General features: G+C 69.4%; 18 protein-coding genes and 3 pseudogenes. 9 read left to right on the top strand and 12 right to left on the bottom strand.

Translation table 11 applies throughout. From position 1 onward, the window contains the following. Nucleotides 1-127: 127 nt before the first annotated feature. The 3 genes from HND92_RS12550 to HND92_RS12560 are packed head-to-tail and all read right to left on the bottom strand — an operon-like array spanning nucleotide 128 to nucleotide 3,257. Nucleotides 128-1,411 (bottom strand): mechanosensitive ion channel family protein, encoded by a 1,284-nt coding sequence (locus tag HND92_RS12550; protein ID WP_088886425.1) that lies wholly within the window; start codon nucleotides 1,409-1,411, stop codon nucleotides 128-130. Nucleotides 1,412-1,430: 19 nt separating this feature from the next. After that, a complete protein-coding gene (locus tag HND92_RS12555; protein WP_172207307.1) occupies nucleotides 1,431-2,249 on the bottom strand; it encodes an enoyl-CoA hydratase in 819 nt (272 codons plus the stop codon). A 48-nt stretch (nucleotides 2,250-2,297) separates the two neighbouring features. Beyond that, a complete protein-coding gene (locus HND92_RS12560) occupies nucleotides 2,298-3,257 on the bottom strand; it encodes a histone deacetylase family protein (protein WP_011805969.1) in 960 nt (319 codons plus the stop codon). Nucleotides 3,258-3,295: 38 nt separating this feature from the next. Between HND92_RS12560 and HND92_RS12565 the strand changes: the two genes are divergently transcribed. The 4 genes from HND92_RS12565 to mltB all read left to right on the top strand — a co-directional run bounded on the left by HND92_RS12565 (nucleotide 3,296) and on the right by mltB (nucleotide 8,482). Further along, nucleotides 3,296-4,216, top strand: a complete 921-nt coding sequence (locus HND92_RS12565) for a MoxR family ATPase (protein WP_047350480.1) — start codon at nucleotides 3,296-3,298, stop codon at nucleotides 4,214-4,216. A gap of 4 nt (nucleotides 4,217-4,220) precedes the next feature. After that, entirely contained in the window at nucleotides 4,221-5,246 is a 1,026-nt protein-coding gene (locus HND92_RS12570) for a DUF58 domain-containing protein (protein ID WP_015913717.1), read from the top strand. Nucleotides 5,247-5,345: 99 nt separating this feature from the next. Next, complete coding sequence (locus HND92_RS12575; RefSeq protein ID WP_172207310.1) at nucleotides 5,346-7,412, top strand: DUF3488 and transglutaminase-like domain-containing protein; 2,067 nt, start codon at nucleotides 5,346-5,348, stop codon at nucleotides 7,410-7,412. Next, nucleotides 7,409-8,482: a lytic murein transglycosylase B gene (gene mltB, locus HND92_RS12580; protein ID WP_172207312.1), complete on the top strand. Its 1,074-nt coding sequence runs from the start codon at nucleotides 7,409-7,411 to the stop codon at nucleotides 8,480-8,482. The genes HND92_RS12575 and mltB overlap by 4 nt, the downstream gene beginning before the upstream one ends. A gap of 13 nt (nucleotides 8,483-8,495) precedes the next feature. Here mltB and HND92_RS12585 read toward each other — a convergent pair whose 3' ends face one another. After that, entirely contained in the window at nucleotides 8,496-9,410 is a 915-nt protein-coding gene (locus HND92_RS12585; protein WP_011805974.1) for a LysR family transcriptional regulator, read from the bottom strand. A gap of 113 nt (nucleotides 9,411-9,523) precedes the next feature. On the opposite strand from HND92_RS12585, the gene HND92_RS12590 reads away from it, so the two are divergent. Next, complete coding sequence (locus HND92_RS12590; protein ID WP_103738009.1) at nucleotides 9,524-10,606, top strand: YeiH family protein; 1,083 nt, start codon at nucleotides 9,524-9,526, stop codon at nucleotides 10,604-10,606. Here the strand turns inward: HND92_RS12590 and HND92_RS12595 are convergent, their stop codons facing one another. Continuing rightward, nucleotides 10,607-11,908, bottom strand: coding sequence for a branched-chain amino acid ABC transporter substrate-binding protein (locus HND92_RS12595; protein ID WP_172207314.1), 1,302 nt, complete (start codon nucleotides 11,906-11,908; stop codon nucleotides 10,607-10,609). It lies immediately after the preceding gene. Nucleotides 11,909-11,972: 64 nt separating this feature from the next. Then, the gene (locus HND92_RS12600; RefSeq protein WP_253940023.1) at nucleotides 11,973-12,758 is read right to left on the bottom strand and encodes a DUF2242 domain-containing protein; all 786 of its coding nucleotides are present in this window, start codon (nucleotides 12,756-12,758) and stop codon (nucleotides 11,973-11,975) included. A gap of 298 nt (nucleotides 12,759-13,056) precedes the next feature. Between HND92_RS12600 and HND92_RS12605 the strand changes: the two genes are divergently transcribed. Then, entirely contained in the window at nucleotides 13,057-13,455 is a 399-nt protein-coding gene (locus HND92_RS12605; protein ID WP_172207315.1) for an Hsp20/alpha crystallin family protein, read from the top strand. 519 nt (nucleotides 13,456-13,974) lie between these two features. Here the strand turns inward: HND92_RS12605 and HND92_RS12610 are convergent. From HND92_RS12610 to HND92_RS12625, 4 genes and pseudogenes are all read right to left on the bottom strand, one after another. After that, nucleotides 13,975-15,180 carry an ABC transporter permease gene (locus HND92_RS12610; RefSeq protein WP_172209299.1) on the bottom strand — a complete coding sequence of 402 codons (1,206 nt, stop codon included), beginning with the start codon at nucleotides 15,178-15,180 and terminating at the stop codon, nucleotides 13,975-13,977. Next, nucleotides 15,180-15,950 (bottom strand): ABC transporter ATP-binding protein, encoded by a 771-nt coding sequence (locus HND92_RS12615; protein WP_172207317.1) that lies wholly within the window; start codon nucleotides 15,948-15,950, stop codon nucleotides 15,180-15,182. Before HND92_RS12615 ends, HND92_RS12610 begins: the two co-directional genes overlap by 1 nt. Then, nucleotides 15,947-17,346, bottom strand: a pseudogene (locus tag HND92_RS12620) (efflux RND transporter periplasmic adaptor subunit). The gene HND92_RS12615 and the pseudogene HND92_RS12620 overlap by 4 nt, the downstream one beginning before the upstream one ends. Nucleotides 17,347-17,416: 70 nt before the next feature. Then, a pseudogene (locus HND92_RS12625) lies at nucleotides 17,417-18,843 on the bottom strand (efflux transporter outer membrane subunit). 158 nt (nucleotides 18,844-19,001) lie between these two features. On the opposite strand from HND92_RS12625, the pseudogene HND92_RS12630 reads away from it, so the two are divergent. Continuing rightward, nucleotides 19,002-20,452, top strand: a pseudogene (locus HND92_RS12630) (aldehyde dehydrogenase). A gap of 68 nt (nucleotides 20,453-20,520) precedes the next feature. On the opposite strand, the gene tsaD reads toward HND92_RS12630, so the two are convergent. Both tsaD and HND92_RS12640 read right to left on the bottom strand, forming a co-directional pair. Beyond that, the gene (tsaD, locus tag HND92_RS12635; RefSeq protein WP_172207318.1) at nucleotides 20,521-21,570 is read right to left on the bottom strand and encodes a tRNA (adenosine(37)-N6)-threonylcarbamoyltransferase complex transferase subunit TsaD; all 1,050 of its coding nucleotides are present in this window, start codon (nucleotides 21,568-21,570) and stop codon (nucleotides 20,521-20,523) included. Nucleotides 21,571-21,647: 77 nt separating this feature from the next. Continuing rightward, entirely contained in the window at nucleotides 21,648-22,808 is a 1,161-nt protein-coding gene (locus HND92_RS12640) for a branched-chain amino acid ABC transporter substrate-binding protein (RefSeq protein WP_172207320.1), read from the bottom strand. Between the two features lie 160 nt (nucleotides 22,809-22,968). On the opposite strand from HND92_RS12640, the gene HND92_RS12645 reads away from it, so the two are divergent. Beyond that, complete coding sequence (locus HND92_RS12645) at nucleotides 22,969-23,589, top strand: ANTAR domain-containing response regulator (RefSeq protein WP_172207324.1); 621 nt, start codon at nucleotides 22,969-22,971, stop codon at nucleotides 23,587-23,589. A 331-nt stretch (nucleotides 23,590-23,920) separates the two neighbouring features. Beyond that, entirely contained in the window at nucleotides 23,921-25,165 is a 1,245-nt protein-coding gene (locus HND92_RS12650) for a CmpA/NrtA family ABC transporter substrate-binding protein (protein WP_172207328.1), read from the top strand. Nucleotides 25,166-25,195: the final 30 nt, after the last annotated feature.

The raw sequence follows: 25,195 nt of genomic DNA on the forward strand, positions 1-25,195 counted from the left end.
TTTACGTAAACCGGTCCATTCTATTGCGCACCGCAGCATTTCCGTCACGGAAACATGGTGCACAAGGCAAAAACGAACGATCGTGCTTTTTGACGATTATGCCAGTGCATTCATGGCAGGTCGAGGCCTACGCCGGTGGCAGTGCCGCCGGCGCGACTCCATCCTGCCCCGGCGTCGAAGCCACGACATGCACCACGCGCTGTGGCTGTGCGATCTCGATACCCGCTGTGCGCAAGCCTTCCAGCACCGCGAGGTTGACGGCAGACCGCACGCTGGCAGTGCCGGCAGCCGGATCATTGATCCAGTAATTGAGGTTGAACACCAGCCCGTCGGGCATGAAATCGAGCAAGAAGGCTACGGGCGCCGGGTCGCCCAGCACGCGCGCTTGCGCACTCGCCGCAGCACACAGGATCTGCTGCACCTTTGCGGCATCGCTGCCGTAGGCGACGGTGATATTGGTCGTGAGGTTGAATTTGCGGTCGGACGCGGTCAGGTTTTCCACGCGCTGGGTGATCAGGCTTTCGTTGGGCACGATGGACTCGCGCCCGTTGCCCGCGCGGATCAACGTGTAGCGCGTCTTGATGTCCGTGATGCGGCCCTCGAAACCATCCACGCGCACGTTGTCCCCGATGCGCAGCGAGCGTTCCAGCAGAATCACGAAGCCGCTGACGTAATTGGCCGCCAGCTTCTGCAGGCCAAAGCCCAGGCCCACGCCCAGCGCACCGCCCAGAACCGACAGCGCGGTGAGGTCCACCCCCACAGCGGCCAGCGCCAGCAGCAACCCCACGAACAGCAGCAGCGCCCGCGTGGCATTCACCGCCACCTTGCGCATGGACAGGTCGGCCACCGCATGGTCGAGCACGCGCCGCTCGAAAGTCGACGCCGCCCACAGCGCAGCCACCAGCACCAGGACCGCGGACAGACCGCCTTGCAGCAGCGCCAGCAGGCTGACGCTGGACTTGCCGAACGCGATGCGGATGTCGTCCAGTTCCTGCAGCACGCGCGGCAGCAGCCCGGCGATCCACAAGGCGGCCACGCCCCAGGCCAGCCAGGAGAGCACGCGCTCCATCAGGCGCATCAGGCCTGAACGCGGAAACGCCATGGCCAGCACGCGTGCCACGAAGCGGATCAGCACCAGCGACGTGAACACCGGCACCGCCAGGCGCAGCAGGAAAACCGCCTGGTAATGCTCCACCACCACGCGCGCCGCATACACCAGTGCCAGCACCACCGCAGGAAACATCAACCCGTCCACGATGCGGCGGCCGAACCAGACCGACTCCGGCGGCTGTCCTCGACCGGCCCGCCGGCTCAGCACATAAGCAAGCGCCACGCTACCGGCCAGCACCGCCAGTTCCAGCCACAGGCTGGACAGCCGGAAGTCGGCCGCCAGCCGTTCCCACCATTCCATCAGCGCGGCGCTCCTCGGCTCAAGCCTTATCAGCAGCCGGCTTCCAGGCCGGCTGACGCTTCTCTGCAAAGGCGCGCGCACCTTCCTGCGCGGCGTCGTCCATCATGTTGGTGGCCATGGTCTGGCCCGCCAGTTGGTACGCCGCGTCCAGGCCCAGTTCGCGTTGCTGGTACACCAGCGCCTTGCCCATGGCCACGGCTACGCGGGGTTTCTGCAGAATGGACTGCACCAGCGACTCCACCTCGGTGTCCAGCGACTCGGGCGCCACCACGCGGTTGACCAGCCCCTGGTCCAACGCGGTGCGTGCATCGATGAAGTCCCCGGTGAGCAGCATCTCCATGGCCCGCTTGGCCGGCACGTTGCGCACCAATGGCACGCTGGGCGTGGCGCAGAACAGGCCATAGTGGATGCCGCTGGTCGCAAAGGTCGCGTTTTCGCTGGCAACGGCCAGGTCGCACTGGGCCACCAACTGACAGCCCGCCGCCGTGGCCATGCCGTGCACACGCGCAATCACCGGTACGGGCAGCTTGTGGATGCTCAGCATCATGCGGCTGCACTGGGCGAACAGGCGCTGGTACCACGCCAAGTCCGGGTTGGCCGCCATATCCTTGAGGTTGTGGCCCGCACAGAAGGCCTTGCCAGCCGCGGCGAGCACCACCACGCGCACGCTGTCGTCGCGCGCAACATCGTCCAGTGCCTGCTGCAGTGCTGCCAGCATCTCGTGGCCGAGGGCGTTGAAGCGCGGCGCGTCATCCAGCGTGAGGGTGACCACGCCGCGATCGTCGCGCTGCACACGCAGTGGGCCGCCACCGGCCGCCGTGGAGGGGGAGGAAGTCATGGCGAAGTCTCCTGAGTACGAATACCGCGCGGCGCGCGCGGGGAAGAATCAAAGGTCTGCCAACACGCGCACATGGGCTTCCACGCTGCGCGCCAGCGGCCCCATCATGTAGCCGCCCTCCAGGCACGACACGATGCGGCCGCGGGCAAAGCGCCGGGCCACATCCTTGACGCGCATGGTGATCCAGGCGTAGTCCTGCTCGTTGAGGCCGAGCTGGCCCATGTCGTCCTCGCGGTGCGCATCAAAGCCCGCACTCACGAAGATCATCTCGGGCTTGAACGATTCCAGCCGCGGCATCCAAACCATGTCCACGATGTCGCGCACCTCCATGCCCTTGGTGTAGGCGGGGACGGGCACGTTGAGCATGTTGGACGCCGGCTCCTGGTCCCCGCAGTACGGGTAGAACGGATGCTGGAAGATGCTCACCATGAGCGCGCGCGGGTCGCCGGCCAGGATGTCCTCCGTGCCGTTGCCGTGGTGCACATCGAAGTCCACCACCGCTACGCGCTTCAAGTTGTAGCGCTGCAGCGCGTACTTGGCGGCGATGGCCACGTTGTTGAAGAAGCAAAAGCCCATGGCCTTGGTGCGCGTGGCGTGGTGGCCAGGCGGGCGCACGCTGCAAAAGGCGTTCTCGATCTCTCCGGCCATCACCGCGTCGGTGGCGGCGAGTGCGGCGCCCGCGGCGCGCAGCGCGGCCGTCCAGGTGTGGCGGTTCATCGAGGTGTCCGTGTCCACCTGCACATAGGGCGGTCCGCCCGCGGCCTCTTCCTCGATCAGACGGTCGGACAGGCCGCGCAGCGCAGCCATGTGCATGCGGTCGTGGGCCAGCTCGATGTCGGCCAGGGAGGCCAGCGGTACCTCACAATGCTGCAAGGCATCGGCCACGCCGGTCACCAGCAGCCGATCCTCGATGGCGTCCAGCCGCGCCGGGCATTCGGGGTGTCCTGGGCCCATCTCGTGCTTCCAGCAGTCACGGTGGGTGTAATAGCCCGTCTTGCTCACAGTCATTCCCCGGTGTCTCAATCGTTTTCGGATAACGTCACGCCATGCATGCACAGCAGAAGATCAAGTCGCTTTTGGATCAGCTTAACACGGTGATCGTGGGCAAAACCGCGCAGGTACAGGACTGCGTGGCCTGCCTGCTGGCCGGCGGGCACCTGCTCATCGAGGACGTACCAGGCGTTGGCAAGACCACGCTGGCCCATGCGCTGGCACGCACCTTCGGCCTGCAGTTCGCGCGTGTGCAGTTCACGGCCGACCTGATGCCCAGCGACCTCACCGGCGTGTCGGTGTACGAGCGTGGCAAGGAGGCCTTCGTGTTCCACCCCGGGCCGGTGTTCGCCCAGGTGCTGCTGGCCGACGAGATCAACCGCGCCAGCCCCAAGACGCAGAGCGCGCTGTTGGAGGCCATGGAGGAAAAGCAGGTGTCGGTGGAAGGCGAGACGCGCGCCCTGCCCCACCCGTTCTTCGTGATCGCCACGCAGAACCCGCACGACCAGCTGGGCACCTTCGCATTGCCCGAGAGCCAGCTCGACCGCTTCCTCATGCGCATCTCGCTGGGCTATCCCGACCGTGGCGCCGAGCGCCTGCTGCTGGCCGGCAGCGACCGCCGCGACATGCTGGACGGCCTGCTGCCGCTGCTGTCGCTGGACGATCTGGCCGCACTGCAGCACCAGGTGCTGGCCGTGCACACGGCCGAGCCACTGCTCAACTATGTGCAGGATCTCATCGCCGCCACGCGCTCGGGCCGCTGGTTCCTGCAGGGCCTGTCGCCGCGCGCGGGCATCGCGCTGATGCGGGCGGCCAAGGCCCAGGCGCTCATCGAGGGGCGCGACTACGTGGCGCCGGACGATGTGCAGGCCATCCTGCCGCAGACCATTGCCCACCGCCTGGTGCCGGTGGGCGACTCCGGCCGCGGCGCCGTGGAGCAGGTGCGCGCCATGGTCGAGTCCGTTCCCCTGCCCTGACGCCATGCCCGCAGCATTCGAGCAGGCCGCACCGCCCGGTGCCGCGGCCCCGCGGCAGATGCCCTGGCGTGCCGTGGCCGCGCGCTGGCAGCGCTGGTGGCTGGCACGCCTGCGGCGCACCGACACGCTCACGCTCACGCAGGGCAACATCTACATCCTGCCTACAGGCGCGGGATGGATGCTGGCCCTCACGCTGCTGGTGCTGCTGGTGGCGTCCATCAACTTCCAGCTCAACCTGGGCTACCTGCTCACCTTTCTGCTCGCCGGCAGCGTGGTGGTGGGCGTGCACCTGTGCCACGCCACACTGCGCGGACTCACGCTGCACCTGGTGCCGCCGCAGCCGCAGTTCCTCGGTGCCGGCGCGCTGCTGCAGGTACAGCTGCACAACCCGCAGCGCGCCACGCGCCATGGCATCGCGTTGGCGGTGCGCGGCGGCCAGGCCGCGGAATGGGCCTGGACCGACGTGCCCGCCGAAGGCTCCGCCACCGTGCGGGTGGCGTTCCTGCCCGCGCGGCGCGGGCTGCAGGACGTGCCCGTGCTGATGGCGGAAACCCGCTACCCGCTGGGCACGTTCCGCGTGTGGACGCTGTGGCAGCCCGCCGCGCAGCTGCTGGTCTACCCGCGCCCGGAGGTGGGCGCCCCTGCGCTGCCCGCCGGCGAGCCGCGCTCGGGCAGCGGCGGCCAGGCACCGGCGCGCGGCATCGGCGAATTCGATGGCGTGCGCGCGTACCGCCGGGGTGACCCGCTCAAGCTGGTGGTCTGGAAGAAGGCCGCCAAGTCGCTTGCCACCGGCACCGACGACCTGGTGAGCCGCGACACCCAGCAGGCGCAGCACCACGAACTCTGGCTGGACGGCGCTGCCACCGGCCTGCAGGACCCGGAGGCCCGCGTCTCGCGCCTCACGGCCTGGGTGCTGCAGGCCGACCGGCTGGGCGTGGAATACGGCCTGCGCCTGCCCGGCCAGCAGATTGCACCGGACAGCGGCGCCGCACACCGCCACCGCTGCCTGGAGGCACTGGCGCTGTGCTGATTCTGTGTTTGACATGAAAAAAGCACCTAGCCCACTACCAACAAGCGCGACCAGCTATTCATTCAATAGCAGACCCTATCGACGCGCGGGAGCCTCGACGTGAATCTGGCCCAGCGGCTTTCGCACCTGCCGCGCGAAGCGCGCGACACCCTGTTCCTGCTGGCGGTGGTGGCCTGTTGCGTGGCGCCGCTGGCCGCGTACCTGCCGCTGTGGACCAGCGCGCTGACCGCCGCGCTGCTGGGCTGGCGCGGCTGGCTGGCCGTGGGCGCGCGTGCCCTGCCGGGGCGCTGGGTGATTGGCGCACTGCTTGCGGCGGCTGTGGCGCTCACGCTGCTGTCGCACCGCACCATCGTCGGGCGCGACGCGGGCGTGACGCTGATCGTGGTGCTGCTGGCGCTCAAGACCCTGGAGCTGCGCGCGCGGCGCGATGCCATGGTGGTGTTCTTCCTCGGCTTCTTCACGCTGCTGGCCAACTTCTTCTTCTCGCAGTCGCTGCCCACGGCCGCCGCCCTGCTGGTGGCGCTGCTCGGGCTGCTCACCGCGCTGGTCAACGCCCACATGCCGGTGGGGCGGCCGCCGCTGGCGGCCTCCATGCGCACCGCCGCGCGCATGGCGCTGCTGGGCGCGCCCATCATGGTGGCGCTGTTCCTGCTGTTTCCGCGCATGGCACCGCTGTGGGGCGTGCCGGACGATGCGCGCTCGGGGCGCAGCGGCCTGTCGGGGGAGATGTCCATCGGCAGCATGGCGTCGCTGGTGCTGGACGACAGCGTGGCGCTGCGCGTGCGCTTTGACACGCCGGGCGGAGCCCCACCGCCGCAAAGCAGCCTGTACTTTCGCGGCCCGGTGCTCACGGCCTTCAACGGGCGTGACTGGTATGCGCTGTCGCAGCCCGAGGCGCGCGGCATCACCTGGGCCTACCCCACGCCGGCCAACCTGCAAATGCAGGGTGAGTCCGTGCGCTACGAGGTCACGCTGGAGCCCAGCCGCCGCCCCTGGCTGCTGACGCTGGACGCCGTGCAGGAGCGGCCCGAACTCCCACAGGGCACTGGCGCGATGATGTCGCCCGAACTGCTGTGGTCCGCCAGCCGGCCCATCTCCAGCGTGCTGCGCTACCGCGCCGAAAGCCACCTGCGCTTCACCCACGGCCCCACGCGGCGCACCTCCCTGTTGAACGGCTACGTGGAACTGCCCGCGGAGATGAACCCCCGCACCCTGGCCCTGGCCGAACAGATGCAGGCCGACCCCGCGATCGCGGCGCGCGTGGCCGCCAGCGGGGCACAGGCCTACATCGACGCCGCGCTGGCACGGCTGCGCACGGGCGGCTACACCTACACGCTGGAGCCCGGCGTGTACGGGGAGCACACGGCCGACGAGTTCTGGTTCGACCGCAAGGAAGGCTTTTGCGAGCACATCGCCTCGGCCTTCGTGGTGCTGATGCGCGCGCTGGACGTGCCATCGCGCATCGTCACGGGCTACCAGGGGGGCGAGCTCAACGGTATCGATGGCTACTGGACCGTGCGCCAGAGCGACGCCCACGCCTGGGCCGAGGTCTGGCTGGAGGGCCGCGGCTGGGTGCGCGTGGACCCCACGGGGGCCGTGTCGCCGGGGCGCATCGGCCAGTTCCAGCGATTGCAGGCGCCACGCGGCGTGTTGGGCACCGCGATGGATGCCGTCGTCAACCCTTCGCTGGTACGCAGTCTGCGGTCGGTGTGGGAGGCCGTGAACAACGGCTGGAACCAATGGGTGCTGAACTACACCCAGGGGCGCCAGCTCGATTTGCTCAAGTCGCTGGGCATGCAGTCGCCCAGTTGGCAGGACCTGGTGCGCCTGCTGGGCCTGCTGGCCGCGCTGGCCGCCGCCGCGGGCGCAGGCTGGGCCCTGTGGGAGCGCAGCCGCCAGGACCCCTGGCAGCGCCTGCTGCTGCAGGCCCGCCAGCGACTGGCACACGCCGGCCTGCCGCTGCCACCCCACCTGCCGCCACGCACCATGGCCGCGCGTGCGCGCGCCGAACTGGGCGCCCCCGCCGAAGCCGCCGCGCAGTGGCTGCTGCGCGTGGAGCAGGCCCGCTACGCCCCCGAACCCCGCGCCCTGCTGGCCGACCTGCAGCGCGAATTGCGCCGCCTGCCCTGGCCCACCGCGCAGAATCCACGCCCCTCTGCCCCATGATCCGCACCCTTGCAAAAGCTACATTTTTCATAGCTGTCAGCGCTTTACCCATAAGCGCTTTAGCCCAAAATCATTCTAAAAAAACAGCCACCAAGACCGCGGCCACCTACCACTATGCGCAACGTGCGCAGGCCATGCAGTTCGCCGACGATCTGGCAGAGCGGCGCGGGCTGGACCGCGAATGGGTGCGCCAGGCGATCGGGCAAGCGCGGCTGCTGCCCCAGGTGCCGCGCCTGGTGCTGCCGCCCACGCGGGGTACGCCCAAGAACTGGGCGGCCTACCGTGCGCGCTTCGTGGAGCCCACGCGCATCCGCGCGGGCCTGCGCTTCTGGCAGGACAACGCCGAAGCGCTGGCACGCGCTGAAACGCAATACGGCGTGCCCGCCGAGATCATCGTGGGCATCATCGGCGTGGAGACACTCTACGGCCAGCACATGGGCAACCTGCGGGTGATCGACGCGCTGGCCACGCTGGCCTTCGACTTTCCCGACGCACACCCGCGCGCGGCCGAGCGGCGCGCGTTCTTCCAGCGCGAGCTGGAGCAGTTTCTGACCCTCATGGACCGCACGGGCATCGACCCGCACACCCCGCGCGGCAGCTACGCGGGCGCCATGGGTCTGGGGCAGTTCATGCCGTCGAGCTGGTCGCGCTACGCGGTGGATTTCGACGGCGACGGCCGCATCGACCTGTGGCGCAGCGCGCAGGACGCCATCGGCTCCGTGGCCAACTACTTCGTGGGCCACGGCTGGCAGAGCGGCATGCCCACGCACTACGCAGTGGCGTTCGACGCGGCCACGCTGCAGTTGGACGCGCTGCTGGCGCCGGACATCCTGCCCACTTTCAGCGTCGCCAGCATGGCGGCCCAAGGGGCGCACGTGCAGAGCGAAGGCGCGCAGCACACGGGTCCATTAGCGCTGGTGGAACTGCAGAATGGCGCTGAGGCGCCCAGCTACGTGGCCGGCACCGAGAACTTCTATGCGATCACGCGCTACAACTGGTCGAGCTACTACGCCATGGCGGTGATTGAGCTGGGCCGTGAAATCGCAACGGCGCGTGCCACGCCACGGTAGCGGCGCACCCGTCTCATGCGGGCGTCCCTCGGGCATGCGCCTGGCAAGTCTGCACGAAGGCTGCCAGCGTGGGCGATTGCCTATGCCCCGCGCGCTGGAGCAGCGAAAAATGGCGCCACATGCGCGGCAGCAGGGTAGACAGCAGCACCAGTTCGCCGGCATCAAGCAGCGGCTGCACCAACACGCGCGACAGGCAGCTGATGCCCAGCCCTTGGGCCACGCAGCGCGCGATCGCCTCAGAACTGCCTAGCGTAGCGGCTGAGGGCAGCTGGTGCAGACGCGGCAGCAAAGCGTGCTCCACCATCTCGCGCGTACCTGACCCCTGCTCGCGCAGCAGCCAGCGCGCACTGCGTAATGCGGCCGCGCCCAGCGGCCGGGCTTGAGCTGCCTTCACCAACGGGTCGTGTGGTGCGGAGACGATGACCAGCTCGTCACGCTGCCAAGGCTGGACCTGCAGCCCCGGCCAGTGGCTGGCGCCCTCGATCAGCCCCAGGTCGGCCTCCAGCGCCTGCACGGCGTGTGCCACCTCGCGCGTGTTGCCGATCTGCAGGTCCACGCTCACCTGTGGGTGGCTGCGCGCAAAGGCGGCCAGTACGCGGGGCAGCGCATAGCTGCCGATGGTGGTGCTGGCCGCCACGCGCAGGCGTACCGGCAGGACCGCACTCTGCGCGCCAAAGGCCTGCTCGATGGTGTGCGCCTGCGCCAACAGCTCCAGCGCCTGCGGCAGCAGTGCACGTCCCGCATCGTTGAGCACCAGGCTGCGGCCCGCGCGCTCAAACAGCGGCGCGCCCAGGCAATGCTCCAGCTGCTGCAGCGCCGCGCTGGTGGCCGACTGCGACAGCGCCACCACGTGTGCCGCAGCCACCGTGGAGCCGCTTTGCGCCACGGCGCTGAATATCTCGAGCTGGCGCAAGGTGATATGCAGCATAAGACGAACCAGTTTTCCAGGTAGATTTTACAAAAAGTATTTGTTATACAAATATAACTAATATTTCTAAAGTGGGCGCCTGCCGTAAGGACCTTTTACCAGCGGCCGCTGTCATGCCCCTTGCTCCGCTTACCCTCGCCTCCTTCACTACCGAGCCAGTCCGCTGGCTGCCAGGGCTGCTGCTGAGCGGCGCCATCGCGGCGGGCGCGCTGCACCTGGCCGGTCAACCGTTTTTTGTAGGGCATGGCCTGAGTACCCTGACGCTCGCGATCGTGTTCGGGCTGCTGCTAGGCAACACCCTATACCCACGCCTGGCACAGACCTGTGCGCCCGGCGTGGGCTTGGCCAAACAGCAGCTGCTGCGCACAGGCATCGTGTTGTACGGCCTGCGTCTGACCTTCCAGGACATCGCCCACATGGGCTGGGGTGGCGTTGCCGTCGACGCCCTGGCGCTGGCCAGCACCTTTGGGCTGGCCTGCTGGCTGGGCCAGCGGGTGCTGGGGCTGGACCGGCGCACCACGCTGCTCATCGGTGCAGGCAGCTCCATTTGCGGTGCGGCGGCGGTGCTGGCCACAGCCCCCGTGGCCAGGGGACGCCCCCAGGATGTTGCCGTGGCTGTGGCCACCGTTGTGGTGTTCGGCACGGTGGGCATGTTCCTGTATCCCGCGCTCTACCGGTGGAACGCCGCCGGGGGCTGGATCGGCATGGATGCGCAGCAGTACGGCCTGTATGTGGGCGCCACAGTACATGAGGTGGCTCAGGTGGTGGCCGCCGGCACAGCCATCGGCTCCCATGCCGCCAGCACCGCCGTTATCGCGAAGATGGTGCGCGTGATGATGCTGGCGCCCTTCCTGCTCATCCTGTCATTCCTCCTGTTGCGTGCTCAACAGGCTTCGGACGCGAGCCGGGGGGAGACAGGCAGCCCGGGCGCCATCACCATCCCGTGGTTTGCGCTGGGCTTCGTAGCCATGGCAGGCGTGAACTCGCTGGACATGCTGCCTCCGGCATTGGTACAGGCCGGTGTGCGACTCGACGACCTGCTGCTGGCCGTGGCCATGGCGGCCCTGGGGCTCACCACGCATGTGCATGCCGTGCGCGCCGCGGGCCTCAAGCCACTGCTGCTGGCCGCTGCACTGTTTGCCTGGCTGCTGGTTGCGGGGTTGCTGCTGAGCCGTTATCTACCCGCGTGGCTGTGATCAAAGCCGCTGCATCTGGCAGGTGCTGGGCATTTGCGCCTTGTCCGCCGCGATCTGCCGTACCACGCGAAAGCCGTAGCCTGAACCCTCCACATCGAACTTCACACCCGGCGCGCCCTGGCGGTCCATGACGCCTATGACCAGCGATTGTTGGAACTGATGGTCTTGCGCGCGCATGGAGCCCGCCTGGCCGTACAGGCGCACACTGGCATGCTCCAGCGCGCGCGCCACGGCCAACGGATCGTCACTGCCCGCCTGCTGCAGGGCCTGCGCAAGCGCTTCGACCATGAGCTGCATGCGCATGTGCACATAGTCGTCCTGCGGGCTGGGAAAGCGCTCGCGGAAGGCACGGTAGAAGGTCTCGCTGCCCTGCGTGGGCAGATTGGGCAGCCAGTCGGCCACGGCCACCACCTTGCCCACGCCGGCATCGCCCAGGGCCGCAGGCGCGCCGAGCGCGTTGCCGTAGAAGGTATAGAACATGCCGTCATAGCCCACCTCCCGCGCAGCCTTGACCAGCAGCGTGAGGTCATTGCCCCAATTGCCCGTGATGACGGCTTGCGCGCCGCTGGCCTTGATCTTCACGGCGTAGGGCGCGAAGTCCTTCACGCGGCCCACGGCGTGCAGCTCGTCGCCGACGATGGCGACATCGGGCCGCTGCGCGGCCAGCTGGCGCCGGGCTTCGCGCAGCACGGCCTGGCCGAAGCTGTAGTCCTGCCCGATGAGGTAGGCGCGCTGCAGGGCCTTGTCCTCTCGGACCACCTCCATGAGCGCTGCCATGCGCATGTCGGCATGCGCGTCGAAGCGAAAGTGCCAGAAGCTGCACTTCTCGTTCGTGAGGGCGGGGTCCACGGCCGAATAGTTCAGGAACACCACACGCTTGCCGGGCTCGCGCTGGTTGTGCTTGTTGATCGCGTCGATGAGCGCAGCGGCCGTGGCCGATGAGTTGCCCTGCATGACGAAACGCGCGCCGCCGTCAATGGCGGAGCGCAGCGCGGACAGCGCCTCTTCGTTGGTGCCCTTGCTGTCGTAGCGCACCAGCATCAGCGGCCGCGCCCCGCCCGCCGCAGGGGGCAGTGCCACGCCGCCGCGCGCGTTCACACGTTCCATGGCCCAGGCGATGTTGCGGAACACCGCCTCGCCGGTATTGGCAAAGCTGCCGGACAGGCTCTCGATCAGCGCCACGCGGATCGGCGCGCCCTGGGGCGGCGCCGCCGCACCGGCCAGCGGCGCCGCAACGCCCAGCAGGGAGGACAGAGCCAACGCACAGGCGCGCAGAACATGGCGGCGGGGCAGGATCATCATGGCAATGGGCACAAGCAGGAAAAGATGGCAGCGCAGCCGCGCGCTGGCTCACGAAGAATGGAATTCACTGGGCCATGAGCTGCTGGATGCCCGGCGGCGCTGCGCCGTCGGATGCGCCGTCAGGTGCGCCGTCGGATGCACCGGCCGGCTGCGATTCTGGCGCTGGCTGAGGGGCTTGCGCGGACGCCTGCGTGCGCGGTTGCTCCCAGGCGGGAACCGGGGGCGCAGGGGTGCTGGACTCTGCAGCCGGGCTGGCGGTGGTGGCTGCAGCAGCGGCAGGCGGCTGCGCCGCAACGGTCGCGGCGACCGCAGCGTGCGGCACGGCTTCGCGCTCGTGCAGGGCTGGCTTGGCCGCCACCGTCGGCGCGGCCGGCACCACGGGCGCCGCGCGCACGAACTGCTCGAAGAGCTGGAAAAACCGCTCGTAGAACTGCGGATCGGCGATGGTCTCGCTGCCCACCTTCACCAGCGTGTCGTCGATGGCCGTGACGGGCAGCGACACCGAGCCGATGCCACCGACGCCAAGCGACGCCGAGTTGTTGATCTTCTTGATCACGTAGCGGTCCTGCAGCGCGCTGGCAAAGGCCGACGTACGCACGTCGCCCTGCCCTTCGGATGCGCAGACCACGCGCATCTCCACGACGTAGTGCACGTCGGTGTGGGGCTGGTAGTACTTGCGGCCCGCCACCGTGTCGCTGGAGGCCACGTGCACCATGTAGCCCTGGCTCAGCAGCGCCCGCCGGGCCGCCTCGCAGGTGCTGGCCTGCGGCGCCGCCATGTGGCGCGTGTGCATGCCGGCGGTATCGAAGTCGTTGGGCGAGAACTGCAGGTTGCGGTCCAGGCCGGGCATGGTGTCGGGAATGTGGGCACAGCCAGCCAGCAGGGCGCAGGCCACCAGGCCCAGCCGGCAGCCCAGGGAAGCGAAGGGGAAAGGCGTGGGAATCGAGACACGGGCATCAGCTAGAAAAATCCGCAGCAGGGCCGCATTGTGAAGCCTGAGCGATGTCCCTCCCGCGCGCGCTCGTTGTAACCCATTGCAAGGCGACGTTCCATCCGCGCGGTGGGGCACTCTTGAAAAACACCGCACGCAAACACATGTGCGGTCCATGCGGCCGACCCGTGCCGCGTCTGACCCAGGAGCCTCCGACATGATTTTCGCCCCCGTGATCCGCCACGCCACCTATGTCGCACCGCGCGTGGGAGACGCCGCCCTGCAACGCTTCCTGCACCACACGCTCACTGCCCCCGCCGCCGCGCCGCACGATGCACGCGCCACTGGCGTGAACGTGCAGCAGGACGACAAGGCCATCACCGTGCAGCTGGACGTGCCAGGTCTGTCGCGCGAGCAACTCGCGGTCACGATCGAAGGCAACCAAGTGCGCGTCGCCAGCGCCGAAGGTGCGCCCCGGCGCGTGCAGCGTGCATGGGAGTTGGCGCAGGACATCGACCCGCAGGCCAGCACGGCGCGACTGGAACATGGCGTGCTCACCCTGGTGCTGGCCAAGAAGCCGCCGCAGAGCAGCGCCGTTCGACTGGCCATCGACTGACAAGACGCAGAGCGTCGCCTGATTCCAGGGCGGCCGGGCGGCCGCCCATTTGCTATGTTTTATCTAGCTACTGCCGCTTGCCGGATGGGCGCTACCGCCCATTTTTAACCTGATCCTCTTCCAGGGCACACCACAGCGAGACTCCGACTAGGGCCTGTTCACACTATTTTTGCCAGATGCGTTGCGATCAAAAAGGGCCAGGCGCAAGGCGCCAAACGAAGCTGGGGTGCTACCCCAGCGAGGCTTGGCAACGCCGCGAATGGCCCTTTTTGATCGCAACCCGGAGGGAACGGAGTGAAAACCGCGCCATTCGTCGTTGCCCTCCTAGCCAAGGCCCCGGCCTTGGCGTCGTCACGCGCCTAGATTGGCGCGGTTTTCACGCCATTCGCACTGGCAAAAATAGTGTGAACAGGCCCTAAACCGTCCGCGTTCGACGATGTGGGGCCTTGTCCCGGCTTGTCCAGTCCGGCGCCTGTCCGCATCGAACGCCGCGGCCGGGTGCTGCCCCATCGCAGCGCCTCACTCGTGGCGCAGCGCCTCGATGGGGTCCAGCCGCGCGGCGCGGCGGGCCGGGAAGTAGCCGAACAGCACCCCGATGCCCGCCGAGAACACGAACGACAGCAGGTTCACGCCCGCGTGGAACACGTAGGGGATGCCCATCACCTGCGCCAGCGCAATCGACGCGCCCGTGGCCAGCACGATGCCGATGAGGCCGCCCAAAGCAGCCAGCACCACGGCCTCGATGAGGAACTGCATCAGCACCTCGCGCTCCAGCGCGCCGATGGCCAGGCGCAGGCCGATCTCCCGCGTGCGCTCGGTCACGCTCACCAGCATGATGTTCATGATGCCAATGCCGCCCACCAGCAGGCTCACGGCCGCCACCGCGCCCAGCAGCGTGGTCATCACGCGCGTGGTGCCCGAGAAGGTGTCGGCCAGTTGCTTGGTGTCCAGCACGTTGAAGTTGTCATCGTCGGTGTCGGCCAGCTTGCGGCGTTCGCGCAGCAACTCGGTCAGGCTGGCCTTCACGCGCTCGGGGTCGCTGCCATCCTTCATGGACACCAGCAGCGTCGGCACGCGCGTGGAGCCCGTCACGCGGCGCTGCAGCGTCTTGAGCGGCAGCAGCACCAGATCGTCCTGGTCGTTGCCGAAGGCGCCTTGCCCCTTGGAGGCCAGCACGCCCACCACCTCGCACGAAAACTGGCGCACGCGCACGCGCTCACCCAGCGCATCGCCGCCGGCGAACAGCTCCCGCCGCACCGTCTGGCCGATCAGGCACACGGCAGCGCCCACGCGCAGCTCGTCGGAGGTGAATTCGCGCCCGCTTTCCAGCGTCCAGTTGCCGGTCTGCAGCCATTCGTTGGTGCTGCCCAGCACGCTGGTGGCCCAGTTGCGGCCATTGGCCACTGCGGTGGCGCTGGTGCGGGCTTCAGGGGCAACGGCCAGGATGCCGCCAATTTGCTGGCCTATGGCCTGCGCGTCCGCCTCTTTGAACCACGGCGCGCCGCCGCTGCCGCCCGGCCCCATGCGCTGGCCGGGCCGCACCTGCAGCAAGTTGGTGCCCAGGCTGGAGATCTGCGCCTGCACCGCCAGCGTGGCGCCGTTGCCCAGCGTGACCATGGTGATCACCGCGCTCACGCCGATCACGATGCCCAGCACGGTGAGAAAGGACCGCATCAGGTTGCGCCGTATCGAGCGCAGCGCCTGCAGCAGAGAGTTGAGCAGCATCATGGCGCCACCTCCCCCGTGCCTGCACTTGCAGGCGCTTCCCGGGACACCTGCGCATGCGGGTGCGGATTGCGCTCGTCGCTTTCGATGCGCCCGTCCACGAAGCGCACGATGCGCCGTGCGTACTGCGCCATGTCGGGCTCGTGTGTGACCATGAGCACGGTGATGCCCTGCTCGGTGTTCAGGCGCCACAGCAGTTCCATGATCTCGCGGCTGCGCTGCGTGTCCAGGTTGCCGGTGGGCTCGTCGGCCAGCAGCACCGTAGGCTCGGTGACGATGGCGCGCGCAATCGCCACGCGCTGCTGTTGGCCGCCGGACAGCTCGGCCGGTGTGTGGTGCTCCCAGCCCTTGAGGCCCACGGCGTCCAGGGCGCGGGCCGCAGCCGCATGGCGCGCGGCCGTGCTCTCGCCGCGGTACAGCAGCGGCAGCTCCACGTTCTCCTGCGCCGAGGTACGCGCCAGCAGGTTGAAGCCCTGGAACACGAAGCCCAGGAAGCGCCGCCGCAGCCGCGCACGGTCGTCGCGCGACAGCGAGTGCACCGGCAGCCCGCGAAACAGGTAGGTGCCCGCGGTGGGCCGGTCCAGGCAGCCCAGCACGTTCATGGCCGTGGATTTGCCCGAGCCGCTGGGGCCCATGATGGCCACGAAGTCGCCGCTGTCGATGTCCAGGTCCACGCCCTTGAGCGCCTGGAAGGCCAGCGCGCCCTCGCCGTACACCTTGGTGATGCCGCGCAGGCGGATCAGCGGCTGCGCATCGGCGGGCGCCATCATGGCTTCGCCCCGCTCGCAAGCTGGTCGGTGATGACCTGCATGCCCGGCTGCAGCTCGTCGCTCTCCACCTCGGTGACGCGGCCGTCGCTGATGCCGGTCTTCACGCGCACGGGCTTGGGCGCGCCGTCCTGCAGCACCCACACCTGGCGCTGGGGCCGTCGCCGCGGCTGCCGTCCGCGCCCGCGCTGCGCCGCTGGCCCGAGGGGCGCGGCATGCGCGGCATCAGCTGGGACATGATGCCGCCGCTGCCGCCCGCGCTTGCGCCAGAGCTGCCCTGTGCACCGGGCCGGCCTGCCTGGGGGGTGTCCCCCGCCGCGCTCGCGGGCTTGAAGCGCAGGGCCGTGTTGGGCACGGTAAGCACGTCATTGCGCTCGGTGGAGGTGATGGTGGCCGCGGCCGTCATGCCGGGGCGCAGGCTCAGATCGCCGTTGTCCACCTCCAGGTAGGTGATGTAGGTGACCACGTTGTCGGTCTTGGTGGAGCCGAAGGCCACGCGCGTGGTGCGCGCCGGGTAGCGCCGCGAGGGGTAGGCGCTCACGGTGAAGGTGGCCTTCTGGCCCGGGCGCACCGAGCCCACGTCGGCCTCGTCCACGTTGACCTCCAGGCGCAGCTTGGTCAGGTCCTCTGCCAGGGTGAGCAGCGTCACCGCCTGCAGCGACGCGGCCACGGCATTGCCCGGCTCCACCGCGCGCGAGAGCACCACCCCGTCGATCGGCGATCGGATGGAGGCCTTGGTGACGTTGGTCTCGTCGGTGGCCAGCGCCGCGCGCGCATCCTGCACGCTGGCGCGCGCAGCGGCCTCGTCGGCCTGGGCGCGCTCGTAGGCGGCGCGGCCGGTGTCCAGCTCGGCCGCCGAAGGCACCTTGCCGCCGGACAGGCGTGCCACCTCCTCCAGGCGCGACAGGCTGGCGCGCGCCTCCTGCATGGTGGCCTGCGCCTGTGCCAGGCGCGCCTGCGCCGACGCGACCGAAGCGCGCGAGCGCAGCACCTGCGAGTCGAGCTTGGTGGTGTCCAGCTCCACCAGCACCTGGCCCTTCTTGACCTGGTCGTTCACGTCCACCAGCACGCGGCGCACGGTGCCCGAGAGTTCACTGCCGATGTTCACCGACCGCGTGGGCTGCAGCGTGCCGTTGGCCGCCACGGTGAGCGTGATCTGCCCCCGCTGCACCTCCTGCGTGACATAGCGCGGCGCCGCCTGGGCGCGCTGGCGGTCCTGCCAGTACCACCAGCCGCCGGCAGCGGCGGCCAGCACCAGCACGGCCAGCCACAGGGTAATGCTCTGCCACCAGCGCCGATGCAGGCCGTCGCCCAGCAGGGCCTGCAGGCGCTGCGGGGCCGCCGCGGCGGCATGGGAAGCGGGGGCGCTGGAAGAGCTTGGAGATTCTTGGTCGGTCATGGTTCTTGCCTGGGAAGGCGCCGCGTCGGCGGCAGCGCCGGGTCATTCAGCAGGTTTTTTGGGGGGCCGCTCAGGGTGCGGGCCAGCCGCCTCCCAGCGCCTTGTACAGGCGCACATGGTCGGTACTCACGCTGGCGGCCGTGCTGGCCACGCTGTCCTGCGCGGACAGCAGCGTGCGTTGGGTGTCCAGCACGGTCTGGAAGTCCACCAGCCCGCTCGCATACTGGTTCTGCGCCAGCAGCGCCGCGTTGCCCGCAGCCTCGGCCGCGGCGGACAGGCGCTGCAGTCGGTCACGGTCGCCCTGCAGCGCGACGAGCGCATCTTCCACATCCTTGAGCGCGCCGAGCACCGATTCCTCGTAGCCCACCTGCGCCTGCTGCAGCGCAGCCTCCTGCGCGCGCACCTGGGCACGCAGCGCCCCGCCATCAAACACCGGCAGCGACACGCTGGACAGCAGCGACGCCACCGTGGCGCCCCCACCCGTGAGCGCGCCCAGCGTGAGGGCGCGCAGGCCCAGCGTTCCGCTGATGCGCAGGCTGGGCATGCGCTGCGCCTCGGCCTGGGCGACGCGCTCCCAGGCGGCGCGCACGCGCTGCTCGGCCTGGCGCACGTCGGGGCGCTGGCGCAGCGTGTCTGCGGGGAAGGCCAGCGCCAGGTCCGCCGGCGGTTGGGGCACGGGCGCGGGCGCGGCCAGGGCAGCGTCCAGCGCCGCGGGCGGCTGGCCGGTGAGCACCGCCAGCGCATGCCGCGCCTGCGCGATGCCCGCCTGCAGCGTGGGCACCTGGGCGGCGGTCTGCTCCACGGCGGCGCGGGCCTGCTCGGCCGCCAGCGAACTGGCCAGCCCCGCCTGCACACGCCATTGGACGATCTGCGCGGTTTCGCTCTGCGCCGCCAGGTTCTGCTGGGCAATCTGCAGGCGCTGCTGCTGGCTGCGCAGGCTGATGTAGTTCACCGCCACCTCTGCGGCCAATGCCACCTGGGCGGCAGCCACGCCTTCCTCGGCGGCCAGCAGGTCGGCCTCGCTGGCGCGCACCCCGCTGGACAGGCGGCCAAACAGGTCGGGCTCCCAACTCGCGTCCAGTCCCGCCTGGAAAGTGTTGCCGGTGCTGCCATTGCTGCGGCTGCGCTGGGCGGAGCCCGATGCGTTCACGGAAGGCAGCAGGCCGGCGGCCTGCACGTCGCGCTGGGCACGCGCCTGCTCCACGGCGGCGCGTGCGCTGCGCATGCTGGTGTGCGACTGCAGCGCGCGTTCCACCAGGCCGGTGAGCTGCGCATCGCCCAGCTGCCGCCACCACTGGGCCAGGTCTTGCGGGGTCGCGGCCGCGCCGCCCTGCACTGCCCCTGGCCGGCCCAGGCGGCGGGAGTGGCCACCGCCCCCTCCAGCGCGGGAGGCGGCCGCGTGGCGCAACCGGCCAGCACCAGGGCGGCCAGCAAGGCCAGTGGCGCCGAAGCGCGCGGGCGACGGCGGGAGCGAGAAGGAAGCGCTGCGGCAAACATGAGGGCAATTGTTACAGCGCTCCTTGTCAGCGCCACCTGCGGCAGATGAACTTTTGTAAAGAAAACCGGAGAACCCGTGGCGTGGCACGCTGCTACCCTTGCGTGCCACACGCCCGGGTGGCCTCGCCGCCGTGGCCGCCCCTCGCAAAGGAGTTCCCATGCCCCCTCTTCCCCTGCTGATCGACGGCGCGCCGCGGCCCGCCTCGGGCGGCGCCACCTTCGAGCGCCGCAACCCGCTGGATGGCCGCATTGCCACCACGGCCGCTGCGGCCACCCCGAAGACGCCGTGGCCGCCGTGCACGCGGCCGCCCAGGCCTTTCCCGCGTGGGCCGCGCTGGGCCCCGCCGCGCGGCGCGACCTGCTGCAGCGCGCCGCGCAGGCCCTCACGGCGCGCGCCGATGCCTTCGCCGCCACCATGGCGGCCGAGACCGGCGCCTCTGCCGCCTGGGCCGGCTTCAACGTGCACCTGGCCGCCAACCTGCTGCAAGAGGCCGCCGCCCTCACCACGCAGATCGCCGGCGAGGTGATCCCGTCCGACATGCCGGGCAGCCTGGCCATGGGCGTGCGCCAGCCCGCCGGCGTGGTGCTGGGCATGGCGCCGTGGAATGCGCCGGTCATCCTGGGGGTGCGCGCCATTGCCACGCCGCTGGCCTGCGGCAACACGGTGGTGTTCAAGGGCTCGGAAACCTGTCCGGCCACCCACCGCCTCATTGCCGAGGCGCTGCACGACGCCGGCCTGCCCGCGGGCGTGGTGAACTTCATCACCCATGCGCCCGGCGATGCGGCCGACGTGGTGGAGGCCATGGTGGCCCACCCAGCCGTGCGCCGCGTGAACTTCACGGGCTCCACCAAGGTAGGGCGGCTGGTGGCGCAAACCTGCGCGCGCCACCTCAAGCCCGTGGTGCTGGAGCTGGGCGGCAAGGCCCCCTTGGTGGTGCTGGACGATGCCGACGTGGATGCCGCCGTGAACGCCGCCGTGTTTGGCGCGTTCGCCAATTCGGGGCAGATCTGCATGTCCACGGAGCGCCTGGTGGTGGACGAGGCTGTGGCCGATGCGTTCGTGCACCAACTGGCCGAACGCGCCCGTGCCCTGCCGCTGGGCGACCCGCGCCAGGGCCCGGTGGTGCTGGGCCCGGTGGTGGACATGGCCACCGTGCAGCGCTGCAACGCGCTGATCGACGACGCGCTGGCACAGGGCGCGACGCTGGTGTGCGGCGGCAAAAGCGACACCCCGCTGATGCCCGCCACGCTGCTGGACCGGGTGACGCCCGCCATGCGCATCTACCACGAGGAGACCTTTGCCCCGGTCAAGGCGATCGTGCGGGTGCGCGGCGTGGAGCAAGCCATCGCCACCGCGAACGACACCACCTACGGCCTGTCGGCCGCCGTGTTCGGGCGCGACGTGGCGCGCGCCTGGAACGTGGCCGCACGCATCGAGTCCGGCATCTGCCATGTGAACGGCCCCACGGTGCACGACGAGCCGCAGATGCCCTTTGGCGGCGTGAAGCAGTCGGGCTGGGGGCGCTTTGGCGGCATGGCGGGCGTGCGCGAGTTCACGGAACTGCGCTGGATCACGGTGCAGACCGCGCCGCGCCACTACCCGTTCTAGCTTGCTACCAAAATGTGAGCTACCAGCGCTTGATAGACAAGCGCTGGAGCCTATTTTGACCCATATCTTCAGGCCGCGAGCGTGATGGCGTCCAGCGGCCAGCGCGGCTTCACGTCGAAGGCGTAATCGCGGTTGGGCTGCTGCTGCCCGGCCTGCAGGCGCATGGCCGCGGCCATGGCGATCATGGCGCCGTTGTCGGTACACAGGTGCAACTCGGGGTAGTGCACACGCACCTTGGCTCGCGCGCAGGCCGCGTTGAGTTGCGCGCGCAGATGCCGGTTGGCGCCCACGCCGCCGGCCACCACCACGCGCTGGAGCCCTGTTTTCTGAAGGGCGGCCAGCGTCTTCTTGACCAGCACCTCCACGATGGCGGCCTCGGTGCTCGCGGCCAGGTCGGCCTTGCGCGCGGACAGTTCGTCGCCCAGCTTCTTGGCCTGGGTGAGCACGGCGGTCTTGAGTCCCGCGAACGAGAAATCCAGGTCGCCGCTGTGCAGCAGCGGGCGCGGCAGTTTGAACGCGGTGGCGTTGCCCTGCTCGGCCAGGCGCGACAGCGCCGGCCCTCCGGGATAGCCCAGGCCCATGAGCTTGGCCGACTTGTCGAAGGCCTCGCCCGCCGCGTCGTCGATGGTCTCGCCCAGGATCTCGTAGCGTCCCACGCCCTCCACGCGCATGAGCTGCGTGTGCCCGCCCGACACCAGCAAGGCGACGAACGGAAACTCCGGCGGGTCGCTGCTCAGGAACGGCGACAGCAGATGGCCTTCGAGGTGGTGCACGCCCAGCACGGGCTTGTCCAGCGCTGCGCCCAGCGCGCAGGCCACGCCCGCGCCCACCAGCAGCGCACCCGCCAGGCCCGGCCCGCGCGTGAAGGCCACCACGTCCACATCCTCCAGGCGCTCGCCCGATTCGCGCAGCACCTCGCGGGTCAGCGGCAGCACGCGGCGGATGTGGTCGCGGCTGGCCAGCTCGGGCACCACGCCGCCATAGGCCTGGTGCATGTCGATCTGGCTGTGCAGCGCATGCGCCAGCAGCACGGGCACGGCGCCGCCCTCGCCGGCGCGCACCAGGGCCACGCCGGTTTCGTCACAGGAAGATTCGATACCGAGGATCAGCTGACTCATGCCCGCGAGTGTAGTGGCCGCCCCCCGCGCCCGCCGGGCCGGGGGCAATCGCACGCCCGCGCATACCCGGACGGCGGCTACCAGCGGTCGGAGCGCATGCGCAGCTCCCACTGGCCCTTGCGCAGCTCGTACACGCCCACGGCGCCGTAGCGCAGCTCGCCCTGACCGTCCCAGGCCATGGTGCCGGTGACGGGGGCGTAGCCGTTGATGCCGCGCAGCGCGCGCGTGATGTCGGCGGGCGCGGCGGAGCCGGCCTTCTTGATCGCCTCGCTGACCACGTACACGGCGTCGTAGGTGTAGTGGCCGCCATAGGCCGGGGGCTTCTGGAAGGCCGCGATGTATTTCTCCAGGAACTGGCGGCCGGTGGTGAACTCGGCCACGTCCAGCACCGGCGAGGTGGCGTAGATCCCGTCGATCACGCCCATGCCCTTGGCCATGTCGGCCGTCTTCACCAGGTCGCCGCCCAGCAGCGCCACACGGCTGTGGCCCAGCTTCTGCAGTTCCTGCAGCAGCGCCAGCGCCTGGAAGTCGTTGAGCATGCAGACGATGACGCGCACCTGCGCCTCCTTGAGCCGGGCCGCCAGTTCGGCAAAGGCCACGGTCTTGTCGTCGAAGCTCTGGCGCACGGCGATGTGCTTCTTGGCCGCCAGCAACTGCGCGGCCGCGCCCTCGGCCAGTCCCTTGCCGTAGGGCGAGCCGTCGTCGACCACCGCGTAGGCATCGGCGTTGAGCTGCGCGGCCGCGAACGCGCCGATGGCGCGCGCCTGCAGGTTGTCGTTGGCGACGATGCGGAAGGTGGTGGCCAGCCCCAGCTGCGTGATGCGCGGGTTGGTGGAGATGATGAGCTGCGGCACCTCCTTGGCGGCATAGATGGGCGCGGTCTCCAGGCTCACGCCCGAGTTCAGGTGCCCGATGGCGGCCACCACGCCCGATTCCAGCAGCTGCTGCGCAGCCGCCTTGCCCGAAGCGGCGTCCGCGCGGTCGTCCTGCGCAACCACCTCCAGCGTCACGCGCTTGCCGTCCACGTTCAGGCCGGATCGGTTGATCTCGTCCACCGCCAGCTTCACGCCATTGAGCAGGTCCTGCCCCAAACCCGCCAAGGGGCCGGACAAGGGCTGCGCCACACCGATCTTGATGGTGTCCGGCACCTTGCTGCATCCCGTGATCCACCCGCCCACTCCCAACGCCGCCAGCCCCAGGCTGGCGGAAAAACCGCGTCGTTTGATTCCCTGCTGCACAGTCGACTCCTCTCTCGTTCATGTGGATATGTGACAGGATGTTCGCGAAAGGATGCCGCGCGCGCCAGGGGAATTGCCCGCGGCCCCAACCGGCGCGTTTCGGCAATCTTCCACAACGCATCGGGGCGGGTGTGGCGTATTTCTTGCTGGCGCCTGCGGCATGACTGAACAACTGCGGATCGTGGTGGTGGCGCCGGACCTGGCGGCCGACGGCGACGCGCACGCGGCGCTGCAGGCCGAGCGTTCGCGCGCGCTGCGCATCGGGCTGCTGGAGAACGGCTTCAACCTCGTGGCCACGCTGCCGGGCGACATGTTCCTGGGCGAGCGCCTGGCCCAGTTGCAGCCCGACCTGGTGATCGTGGACGCCGAAAGCGAGGCCCGCGACGCGCTGGAGCATGTGGTGATGGCCACGCGCGAGGCGCCCCGCCCCATCGTCATGTTTACCAACGACGAGGACACGCGCCACGTGAAGGACGCGCTGGCCGCGGGCGTGACGGCCTACATCGTCGCGGGCCTGGCGCCGCAGCGCATCCGCCCCATCCTGGAGGTGGCGCTGGCCCGCTTTGCCCACGAACAGGCGCTGCGCACCGAACTGGCGCAGGCACGCACCGCCCTGCACGAGCGCAAGACCATCGACCGCGCCAAGGGCCTGCTGATGCAGCGCCAGGGCCTGACCGAGCAGCAGTCCTACGAGCGGCTGCGCCGCGCCGCCATGGACCGCGGCCTGCGCCTGGCCGAGGTGGCGCAGCGCATGCTGGACGCGGCCGATTTGCTGGGTTGATGCGCCGGTTTGTGCGTTGCACAAATGCGGTGCATCCGATGCCGCGCCGCACGGCCATGAAGCATTCAAACAAAACGGGGCTGGAACGCCCGACCATCAAGCGCTGGCAGCTATCAAAATGAAAGCAACCCCAGAGATGGCACACCGCTTGCAACAGGCCCGGTGACCACCGCTGGTCACGCACCAGGCCCTTCCAACGGCGGAAGGGCCGGGCTCCCAGGACAAAGGCGTCCCCACCCGCTCGGACAGCGCACATGCGCCGGCCGCGCGGCGTGAGGACGCCTTTTTCCGTTGCTGCACTGCTTTTTTGACGACCCCAAAGGACTCTTGCATGACCGATCTGCTCCACACCCGAATCCCCCGACGCACCGTGCTGCAGGCGGCCACCGTGGGCGCCGTGGGCGTGAGCCCCGCGCTGCGTGCCCTGGTGCACGCCCAGGGCTCGGACGCCCCCGAGAAGAAAGAGGTGCGCATCGGCTTCATCCCCCTCACCGACTGCGCCAGCGTGGTCATGGCATCGGTGCTGGGCATCGACCAGAAGTACGGCGTGAAGATCATCCCCACCAAGGAGGCCAGCTGGGCCGGCGTGCGCGACAAGCTGGTCAACGGCGAGCTGGACTTCGCCCATGTGCTCTACGGCCTGGTCTACGGCGTGCATCTGGGCGTGGGCGGCCCCAAGAAGGACATGGCCGTGCTGATGACGCTCAACCACAACGGCCAGGCCATCACGCTGTCGCGCAAGCTGGCCGACAAGGGGGCCGTCAACGGCGCAGGCCTGGCCCAGCTGATGGCCAAGGAACGGCGCGAGTACACCTTTGCGCAGACCTTCCCCACCGGCACGCATGCGATGTGGCTGTACTACTGGCTGGCCGCGCACGGTATCCACCCCCTGAAGGACGCCAAGGTCATCACCGTACCGCCCCCGCAGATGGTGGCCAACATGCGCGTGGGCAACATGGACGGCTTCTGCGTGGGCGAGCCCTGGAACCACCGCGCCATCATGGACGGCATCGGCATCACGGCCACCACCACGCAGGCGATCTGGAAGGACCACCCCGAAAAGGTGCTGGGCACCACCGCCGACTTCGTGCAGAAGTACCCCAACACCGCGCGCGCCGTGACGGCCGCCATCCTGGAGGCCAGCCGCTGGATCGACGAAAGCCTGGCCCACAAGAACCAGATGGCCGAGACCATCGCCGGCAAGGCCTACGTGAACACCAGCGTGGACGCCATCAACCAGCGCATCCTGGGGCGCTACCAGGACGGCCTGGGCAAGACCTGGGACGACCCCGACCACATGAAGTTCTATGGCGGCGGCGCGGTGAACTTCCCCTACCTGTCCGACGGCATGTGGTTCCTGACCCAGCACAAGCGCTGGGGCCTGCTCAAGGACCACCCGGACTACCTGGGCGTGGCCAAGGCCATCAACCGCACCGACGTGTACCGCCAAGCCGCCACGGCCGCGAAGACCCCCCTGCCCGCAAGCGACATGCGCAGCCACAAGCTGGTGGATGGCGTGGTCTGGGACGGCAAGGACCCCGCGAAGTACGCCGACGGTTTCAAGCTCAAGGCCTGACGCCCCGATCGCCCCACCCCCACAGGAGAA

This window comes from Diaphorobacter sp. JS3050 (genome assembly GCF_013154915.1).
In the GTDB taxonomy this organism is placed as follows: Bacteria; Pseudomonadota; Gammaproteobacteria; order Burkholderiales; family Burkholderiaceae_C; genus Diaphorobacter; species Diaphorobacter nitroreducens.